This is a genomic window from Brevibacillus sp. FIR094, from assembly GCF_050477165.1.
Taxonomy (GTDB): Bacteria; Bacillota; Bacilli; order Brevibacillales; family Brevibacillaceae; genus Brevibacillus.
Genome location: NZ_JBEAES010000072.1, coordinates 1 through 4937 on the forward strand (window position 1 = coordinate 1; position 4937 = coordinate 4937).

At 45.0% G+C, this 4937-nt stretch carries 9 protein-coding genes and 1 pseudogene; all 10 read left to right on the forward strand.

Going from position 1 to position 4937, the window contains the following annotated elements:
- Positions 1–1019, forward strand: a 1019-nt coding sequence (locus ACQ5DJ_RS29725) for a hypothetical protein (RefSeq protein ID WP_429845596.1), incomplete at its 5' end; no start/stop codon positions are given.
- Positions 1019–1249 carry a hypothetical protein gene (locus ACQ5DJ_RS29730; RefSeq protein ID WP_429845597.1) on the forward strand — a complete coding sequence of 77 codons (231 nt, stop codon included), beginning with the start codon at positions 1019–1021 and terminating at the stop codon, positions 1247–1249. The genes ACQ5DJ_RS29725 and ACQ5DJ_RS29730, both read left to right, overlap by 1 nt.
- Positions 1246–1401 (forward strand): CD1375 family protein, encoded by a 156-nt coding sequence (locus ACQ5DJ_RS29735; RefSeq protein ID WP_429845598.1) that lies wholly within the window; start codon positions 1246–1248, stop codon positions 1399–1401. The genes ACQ5DJ_RS29730 and ACQ5DJ_RS29735 overlap by 4 nt, the downstream gene beginning before the upstream one ends.
- A gap of 294 nt (positions 1402–1695) precedes the next feature.
- A complete protein-coding gene (locus tag ACQ5DJ_RS29740; protein WP_429845599.1) occupies positions 1696–1998 on the forward strand; it encodes a hypothetical protein in 303 nt (100 codons plus the stop codon).
- 134 nt (positions 1999–2132) lie between these two features.
- The gene (locus ACQ5DJ_RS29745; RefSeq protein ID WP_429845600.1) at positions 2133–2591 is read left to right on the forward strand and encodes a phage holin family protein; all 459 of its coding nucleotides are present in this window, start codon (positions 2133–2135) and stop codon (positions 2589–2591) included.
- Positions 2592–2593: 2 nt separating this feature from the next.
- On the forward strand, positions 2594–3415 hold the full coding sequence (locus ACQ5DJ_RS29750) for an N-acetylmuramoyl-L-alanine amidase (RefSeq protein WP_429845601.1): 822 nt from the start codon (positions 2594–2596) through the stop codon (positions 3413–3415).
- Positions 3412–3714 (forward strand): hypothetical protein, encoded by a 303-nt coding sequence (locus ACQ5DJ_RS29755; RefSeq protein WP_244195847.1) that lies wholly within the window; start codon positions 3412–3414, stop codon positions 3712–3714. Before ACQ5DJ_RS29750 ends, ACQ5DJ_RS29755 begins: the two co-directional genes overlap by 4 nt.
- A 141-nt stretch (positions 3715–3855) precedes the next feature.
- Positions 3856–4080 carry a hypothetical protein gene (locus ACQ5DJ_RS29760; RefSeq protein WP_429845602.1) on the forward strand — a complete coding sequence of 75 codons (225 nt, stop codon included), beginning with the start codon at positions 3856–3858 and terminating at the stop codon, positions 4078–4080.
- Positions 4059–4424: a YolD-like family protein gene (locus ACQ5DJ_RS29765; RefSeq protein WP_429845603.1), complete on the forward strand. Its 366-nt coding sequence runs from the start codon at positions 4059–4061 to the stop codon at positions 4422–4424. The genes ACQ5DJ_RS29760 and ACQ5DJ_RS29765 overlap by 22 nt, the downstream gene beginning before the upstream one ends.
- A 224-nt stretch (positions 4425–4648) precedes the next feature.
- Positions 4649–4937: pseudogene (locus ACQ5DJ_RS29770) on the forward strand (spore surface glycoprotein BclB); the annotation flags it as partial.

A 4937-nucleotide genomic window follows, 5' to 3' on the forward strand; every position in this document is an offset into this window, starting at 1 on the left:
GTGATCCAAAAGAAATTTATTGGTCGAATGCTCATTTCGGTGTAACCAATACCAAACCTGCCCTTTCATTAACGACGGAGAATAACCTTGTGTTGACGGAAGGAAATATATTCTCGGTTCAAGGAAGCGCTACAGACATCGACAATGGGAATGTGGTGACTGTTAAGTACCAAATTAATAGTAGTACTGCTCGGGCGGCGCATTCTGGTGTATCTAACGGAAGCGCGCCCATTTCTTTTTCCAGACCCCTAACTTACAGGGGTGGACGTTTGTATGATGGCGCCATCGATGTATCTGGCCTTCTTGCTGAAGGTACCACACACACACTATCCGTCTGGGCAGAAGATGACCAAGGCGGTAAATCAGATATCCTCACACGCTCTTTCACAGTCAGGCACAATAAGCCTCCGGTACTAACAGTAAACGCCTTTACGCCTGTACAGTCTGGCCTGATCCCACCTGATACGATAACACTGTCCGGGTCCGTATCAGAACCGGATGGTAACACAGTTACGGTGAAAGGAAAGCTAAATAGTGGGAGTGAAAAAACGCTTCTAAGCGGAGTATCAACGGGTAGTTGGTCATTTCCGTTCAAGGTAAGTGAGTTACAGGCAGGGACAAACATCTTAACCATAACGGCAACAGATCAATTCGGTTCCTCATCGGTCAAAACGTTCAGCATTAATAATAGTGTGGTGCAAACTCCACTCAAGAAGGCAGTAGCTCGTTACAAGATCATACCGCCTCGTGGTTCAGCTAAAGAAATCCTTGCTTGGCTAAAACGTGAGAAGGGTGATCTTGTTGTGGATGGGGAGGCATCATTTGTAGATGCAGGACAGCCTGAACAGTATGTTTCGATGAGCAAAAATAGCATTGATCTTACATCATCGATCAGTGAAGACGAGCTACTTTCTACTGTAGCGACTGCCAAATCCAATCTAACGTTTAAGCTGACTTTTTCTCGTTCGAACACGAACTCTACACAAGCTGCGACGATGATGGTAGGGGTGATTGAGTAATGAAGTATCGTCAACGAAATCCAGATGGAACGTTTGGTGAGCCAGTAGAAACACCAGGACATGCAGCCGGGATGTCTCCAGAAATACAAACGGCATTTGAAACACTCGCCTATATGGACATGGAAATGACTAAGATGAAAGAAGAATTCATGAGGAAACATGAAGAGTCTCTCAGCAAAATTGCCGCACTGGAAGCAGAGGTACAAGCCTTGAAGGGAGGTGGTCAATGATGGTGAAAAAATACATGATCGCGCCTTATGCGATTCTTGTCAAATCCGGTGGATGGCTGATCGAGCCGACAGGAACCGAAGGGGAGAAAGTGGTTCCGGAAGCTTACCGCGTCCCTGTAGCTGAATATCTCGCTGCTCAAGAACTAGTGTAAACGCCTTTTTTCAAAACGAGAGAGGCGTTTTTTCATAGGGAGCTCTGAAGTGGTCCTTTCCATTAAATTTGTCTCAATGCATAACTTTAGATAGAAGACCAGCTAGATGTAATGAGCTTATAATCACAATGCCCGTTGTAGTTTCTCCCTTTCTATCCGTTGATGGAACGCCGTGTGCGATGAAAGTCGCCCGCACGGTGTAGGCTCGTTATAAGACCGAGAGATAGAGAGGTATAAGACGAGAATAGCAATAATCAACCAAGGGTAAACTCAAATGTTTATACCGGTGAGCCTATGTTCTTTGCGGTAAACACTCCTGGAATGTATGTGACGGTAGGAATTAACGAAAAGCCGGAACGGAGTTGGTTCATTGACGACGATGGCGACAGTTTATCATATACAGTTACTTCCAGTAATTCCGAAGTTGTGGACGTAATGATCGGTCATGAGAGTTATACTGATTTGGATAATCAACTACTTACGGATACAAGAATTTTGGTTACAGCAAAGAAACTTGGTATTTCAACAATAACGCTTACCGCAAATGATGGAAAAGGAGGAAGCCAATCGGTGAAGTTTGATGTGCAAGTAGTATAGTCTTACACTTCATTTTTTAAAACCTCACCTTTTGGGTGGGGTTCTTTTTATCTATGACACCAAGACTTAAGCCAGTCCCGTTCCTAGCGGGGCTATTTTTATTGCCCCCAGGGGGTGAGGAGGAAGATGAGCTGATGAAGTTTTTACAGAGTTTAGAGAATGTAGTGACCCCAGCAAACGGAATAGCAGCAACCGCAGGAGTGTTTCTTACTCCGATTTTTCAATACCTCTATGGAACTGGCAGGCTGGATATTTTGTTTGTCCTGTTTTTCATGATTGCACTTGATTGGGTCACGGGTATATCCGCAGCAAAAAAGGATAAGTCCTATACGTCTGAATATGGCTTATCCCGAATCCCGCGTTCGTTGTTTCTTTTAGCATTACCAGCCGTTGCTAACATGCTAGATCGGGTGATGGGTACTCCCGGATTTCTGTTTTATGGAGTCACATTCGGTCTACTCTATCACACATGGAACAGTCTCACAGCTAATGCTCACCGAGCTGGATGGCCTGTGCCAAAGTCGATTGTTAACTTGGTTGGATCTGAGATCAAAGCAAAAGCAGAACGTGCTGCACGAAAGGAGACAAAATAGCAATGAATATGACAATCCCAGGCGCGCGCGTGATAGATGTTCGTGCCTCTTTGCCGCGCCACAAAACACTAAAGTATGGCCGTCGCAAGCAGACTGATATCCGATCGGCAGCCATGCATCATTCAGCTACAAAAAGCGGATCGCCAGAGGCGTTTGCAGGCTACCATGTTGTCACCAACGGCTGGCCGGGCATCGCCTATCATTTTGTGATTCAAAAGGATGGGGTGATTTACTGGTGCAACGATCCAGAGGCAATCTCTTACCATGTTGGTAATAGCAACCGTCATGCGCTAGGAATTTGTCTTGTAGGTGACTTCCGGACACAGGAACCAACCGCAGCGCAGCTCGATGCGGCGAATCGATTGATCCAGCACCTGCAGGTTCAAATTCCAACTATGAAACAGGTATTCGGACACCAGGAGTATCCCGGCTACGCTTGGAAAAACTGCCCTGCATTCCCGATGGGCAAGTTTCGGTCGGATTATTCACAGTATTTACAGAAAGCTGTGGATAAAGTGAAAACTCCAATTCAAGTTCCGGTGGCTATCAGCATGAACGGTTCTATGTTATCAGTATCTGGATTCCTACAGGAAGGTGTTTCAATGCTGCCAGTCCGTGCGGTTGCCAATGCTGCAGGTGGAAAAGTGGAGTGGATTGAACAGACGAAGGACGTTCGCGTTAACGGCAGGGACCTAAACGAGAAGCTTATATCAGGTTCGGCTTATGCCCCTGCGCGTGAGCTGGCTACTGCCCTTGGTCTACAAATCGAATGGGATCAAGCAACAAAAACAGTTCGGATGATGAAAGGAAGTGTTAGTAAATGATGATGCTCGATCAAGTGGTAAGTTTCTTCGTGGAGTGGGGCTGGCTGATGGCTCTGCTCCTTTTTATTGGCGGTCTCATGGCTGCTGACTTCTTCCCTCGGGTATATGCGTTTATGGCGCATATCGAAAGCAAATATCCACAGTTTGAAACATATTTGTTTACGAAAGAGCAGGAGCTCATTGGAAAATATGATCAACTCCCATCGCGAATAAAAAGTGGTTTTGCTCTCATTGGTGGAAAGGTCGCGTGGGCATGGCTGGTGACAAGGATGTATCGATATTTAAGAGAACGGACTTAGAGAACAGAAAACACTATTAAGTAAAAGATTTATGCTGAATGCCCTCCTTCGGAGAAATCCGGGGAGGGCATTTTTTGTTTGCGTATTAGCATTCTGTTCGCATATAATACAAACAAACGTTCTTGTTTGGAGGGGTGGCGCTTGCTCACGGATATTGAGCGCAAGGTGTTACGGATTATAGGAAATTACTATGCGATGAAACCGAAGCCTCCGAGCATTGACGTAATATGCGTAAAGACCGGGCGAAGTCGCGAAGGCGTGATGACCGTGCTTGAAGTGTTGGCGCGCGAAGAGTACATCGAGTGGAAACGGTCGGAGCCGGACAACATGGAAGTAATTACATCGTGGGAACGAAAGGGACGGTAATGATGGCAAAGAAAATCGATAACTTATTCGGATCATCACGGTTTGTATTACCGGAGCAGCGAGAATTGTATCTATCAATGAAAGAAGATGACAAACTCGTACCTATGCCTATTCTTGAGCAGGATGAGCTTGAATCGTTTCATTACCAACTCAGAGACGCCGGACGAGAAAACTATGCTGTCGCGATTACTTGGTGGAAACGCGAGAAAAATGGCTTCGGAACTACTTGCAGGATGTGGGGAAAAGTTGAGTGGGTAGATACGAATAGCAGGAAGGTAAAGTTGCTTACGGATGAAGATGTTCAATGGATACCGATGGATACGATTATTGACGTTAGAAGCTAGGGGGTTCAATAGATGGCAAAAGCATCCATACCCAAAAGACCAACGCGAGACGAATTTGAATTAGAGGAAGTGGGGGCTCAGCTCATTGAAGCAAAAGAAGATGTTATCGCTATTCGAATAGGGCGATAGCCTCTTTTCTTTGATTTTGCATGTTTGCTCAAACATAGTTTTTCGTACATACATATTATGTGATTATGTCTCACAGTAGGGGAGGGATAATGTCTATGTCACAATCAAACATTCCTAATATTACCCCCATAATAACGGTTACAAGGGACGATGCGATTACGTTGTTGCTTTCTTCGATTGCACTTGAAGAGCTCGGATTAAGCCATATACTTAATGCCGAGGGTGAAAAGCTTCAATATGTATTAGGTACTCTTCCAGGTGTATCTGCACCAGCAGCTACAATCAGTGATATTTTAAATGTGAATACAAGTGTCATAGATATGGTACGAGAGTTAACCAAGAAGGAACTATTGTTGGATAGCAAGCTCGATAGTATTTTGTCTA

Excerpts from the sequence above, each read along its gene's own strand:
- ACQ5DJ_RS29730 (WP_429845597.1), top strand. The coding sequence starts at position 1,019 with ATGAAGTATCGTCAACGAAATCCAGATGGAACGTTTGGTGAGCCAGTA.
- ACQ5DJ_RS29735 (WP_429845598.1), top strand. The coding sequence starts at position 1,246 with ATGATGGTGAAAAAATACATGATCGCGCCTTATGCGATTCTTGTCAAA.
- ACQ5DJ_RS29755 (WP_244195847.1), top strand. The coding sequence starts at position 3,412 with ATGATGATGCTCGATCAAGTGGTAAGTTTCTTCGTGGAGTGGGGCTGG.
- ACQ5DJ_RS29745 (WP_429845600.1), top strand. The coding sequence starts at position 2,133 with ATGAAGTTTTTACAGAGTTTAGAGAATGTAGTGACCCCAGCAAACGGA.
- ACQ5DJ_RS29740 (WP_429845599.1), top strand. The coding sequence starts at position 1,696 with ATGTTCTTTGCGGTAAACACTCCTGGAATGTATGTGACGGTAGGAATT.
- ACQ5DJ_RS29750 (WP_429845601.1), top strand. The coding sequence starts at position 2,594 with ATGAATATGACAATCCCAGGCGCGCGCGTGATAGATGTTCGTGCCTCT.